General features: G+C 54.8%; 2 protein-coding genes and 1 pseudogene. All 3 read right to left on the minus strand.

The features are described from left to right. A partial coding sequence (locus AAE250_RS23405) for an HU family DNA-binding protein (RefSeq protein ID WP_342289493.1) occupies positions 1-463 on the minus strand: 463 nt, incomplete at its 3' end. 139 nt (positions 464-602) lie between these two features. Continuing rightward, positions 603-2,091, minus strand: a pseudogene (locus AAE250_RS23700) (replicative DNA helicase). Between the two features lie 7 nt (positions 2,092-2,098). Then, positions 2,099-2,734 (minus strand): hypothetical protein, encoded by a 636-nt coding sequence (locus AAE250_RS23420; protein WP_294601740.1) that lies wholly within the window; start codon positions 2,732-2,734, stop codon positions 2,099-2,101. Between the last annotated feature and the right edge of the window lie 142 nt (positions 2,735-2,876).

Below are 2,876 nucleotides of genomic sequence, written 5' to 3' on the forward strand. Positions count from 1 at the left end.
GCTTCTCCTCTCCCGATCCGCCACCTGTCGAACCGCCATCTTCCGGCTTATCCAGCGTAAACCCTACATTCGCCGGGCTTCGCGTCACGGCAGTACTCCCGTTCACCAGCTTCAGCTCCTTGTCCGGGATAAACCGGATATTCACCTTCGAAATGTTCCGCACCGTACACTTCTCCGACGTCTCCACACCGGGACAGCGGAACGTCATGTGAAACGTACCCAGCTGGTTCAGCTTCACCTTGTCCCCGTTGGCAAGGTTCGCCTGCACTTCCTCCACCAGTGCCTCGATCACATGCTTCACATCCCCCTTCGTCATAGCGCAGTTCTTCTGAATGGCTGCCGCCAACACATCGATATCCACCGTACCACATGTCTTAGGTTTTTGACGAAGATAGTACAACACCTGCGAGTTCTTGTCACTCACAATCTTTCTGCGCTTGAAGCGCTCTACAATTACTTCCATAAAATTAAAAAAGTTAAGGTTTAAGTTAAGAAAATTCCGTGCTCTGAGCACACAACAAAGATACAACATTCAGCACCGGAAGTCAAGTATTTTGCCAATTATTTTCCCATAAACAGTAAAATAATATCCAGCAAGCTATCTACATATCCAGCAGCAGTGTCGGTTCATAATCCCATATCTTCGTCAAGCTGGAATTATGGCGGAAATACACATCTCCCGTATCTCCGTTGCGGTGCTTCACCAGCAGCACCATCCCCAGTCCTTCGGACGGACGCTTGCTGATACGCTCCACAGGCAGTCCGTAGAGTGCCGGACGATAGAGCAACATCACCACATCTGCATCCTGCTCTATGGCCCCGCTCTCGCGCAAGTCGCTCAGTGCCGGGCGCTTGTCGCCCCGCGACTCGCACTCACGGTTCAGCTGACACAACAGCACTACGGGGATATTCAGCTCCTTGGCAAGCAATTTTGCCTTGCGGCTCGTCTCCGCCACTTCCTGCTCGCGATTGCGGTTCTTCTGCTCGGATTGCATGTCACAGAGTTGCAGGTAGTCCACAATCAGCATGTCGCACTGCCCTTTGCTCTTCTGCAGCAAGGCCGACGAGCGGATCTGATCCATACTCATCTTCGGGTTATCGTCTACACAGATGGGCAGGCGCGCCAGCTCGCGGGCGGCATCCAAAGCCTGCCGTTGCTCGTCGGCGCTGAGCAGCCCCGTCTTCAGGTGGCCGGCATCTATATTGGCAGACCGGGCACAGAGCCAGCGGTCACCCAGTCGCTCGCCCTGCATCTCGAGGCTGTTCACCAGTACGTGCTTTCCGGCGCGACCTGCCATAAGCGCCAGGTGCAGAGCAAAAGCAGTCTTGCCCACCGAGGGGCGAGCGGCGATGACGTTCAGGTCGCCCGGTTGCAAACCCGCCGTCATCATATCCAGATCGTGCAGGCCGGTGGGANGCCATAAGCGCCAGGTGCAGAGCAAAAGCAGTCTTGCCCACCGAGGGGCGAGCGGCGATGACGTTCAGGTCGCCCGGTTGCAAACCCGCCGTCATCATATCCAGATCGTGCAGGCCGGTGGGAACACCGGTGATGCCGTTCCTGTTGTTTGCCACGCGGGCATCCATCTGCTTCAGGGTGTCAAGCATCAGCTCATCCATGTTGCGCAGATGGTCATCGAAGGAGGCTTCACCTTCCAGATGATCCATCAAGTGGTGCAGCAAAGACAAGGACTCGTCAAGGTCCACCGACTCGTCGGCAGCGGAGACAAGCAGCTGGTGCAGGCCACGTATCATCTCCCGGCGCAAATACATTCCGCGCAGGATGCAGGCATGCTGCTCCAGGTGAGCCGATGACGCCACGCGACCCACCAAGCGGGTCAACTCGTAGGGGCCGCCTATGGCTTCCAGTCTGCCACGGGCGGCGAGTTCGTTCTTCACCGTGATGATGTCGATGCCCTTGCCCGCACGGTGCATCGCCAGCAATGCGGAATAGATTTCGGCATACTTTGTTTCGTAAAACATTTCGGGGCGCAGCTTGTCGCCGACAAGTACCATGGCGGTAGTCTCCGCCAGGCAAGCGCCCAAAACTACGGCTTCGAGGTCGGAGTCGTGGGGGTTGAGGATTTCAGACATACGGTTATTATTTAATATTTTCAAAGACTCTGTATTCCAGATACTTGGCAGCCTGATAACAATAATTGGTATTATTCAGCCCGTAGTAGTAGTCCTCCACGCGCTGGTAGGCAAGTTCGCGTTCGGCGATGGAGAGCTTCTTCCAGAGGCAGCGGATGCGTCCACTGTTCTCGGCCACCAGGTGTGTCACTTCGCTATAATGGTCGATGAAGCGTTGCATCGACTCCTCCAGGAGTTCTTTCGTCTTCCGTTTGGCCGTGGCATCGGCAGACTCCGTCATTGCCTTTCCTGCGGGTTGTCCCGTCCAAGCATCGTAGCCCGGGATGCGGATGTGGCTGGGAGAGTCGCCGGGGACTTGTTCGATAGTGCCGTCGGCAATGCAGCGGTCAAAGAAGCGGCGGGTATGCCCACGCGTCCAGCCCAGAATATCCGCCCACCCCATATAAGTGATGAGGGATTCGCCTCGCTTACAATTCACTTCCACACCGCAACTATTTATCGTCACACTTTTATAATTCACGTGCATCAGCACTCTCAGAAACGCTTCTTCATCAGTCAGTGCCGCACCCTGTTTCTTGTATATTTCCATCAGCAGTGCCCTCGAAACCATGACATAGCCTGCTCTTAACAAATTGTCTTTCATGAATAAAAAAATCAGTTTTAAAATTCAGTTTTCTTGCGCCACTCCTGCGCCACCCTTTGCGCCACTCATACACGTTGAATGCCAACAGCATGCAAGCGTCTTGCGCCAGGCTTTGCGCCACTTGGCGGACACAACATAATTA

Source organism: Bacteroides sp. GD17, assembly GCF_038448625.1.
GTDB lineage: Bacteria > Bacteroidota > Bacteroidia > Bacteroidales > Bacteroidaceae > Bacteroides.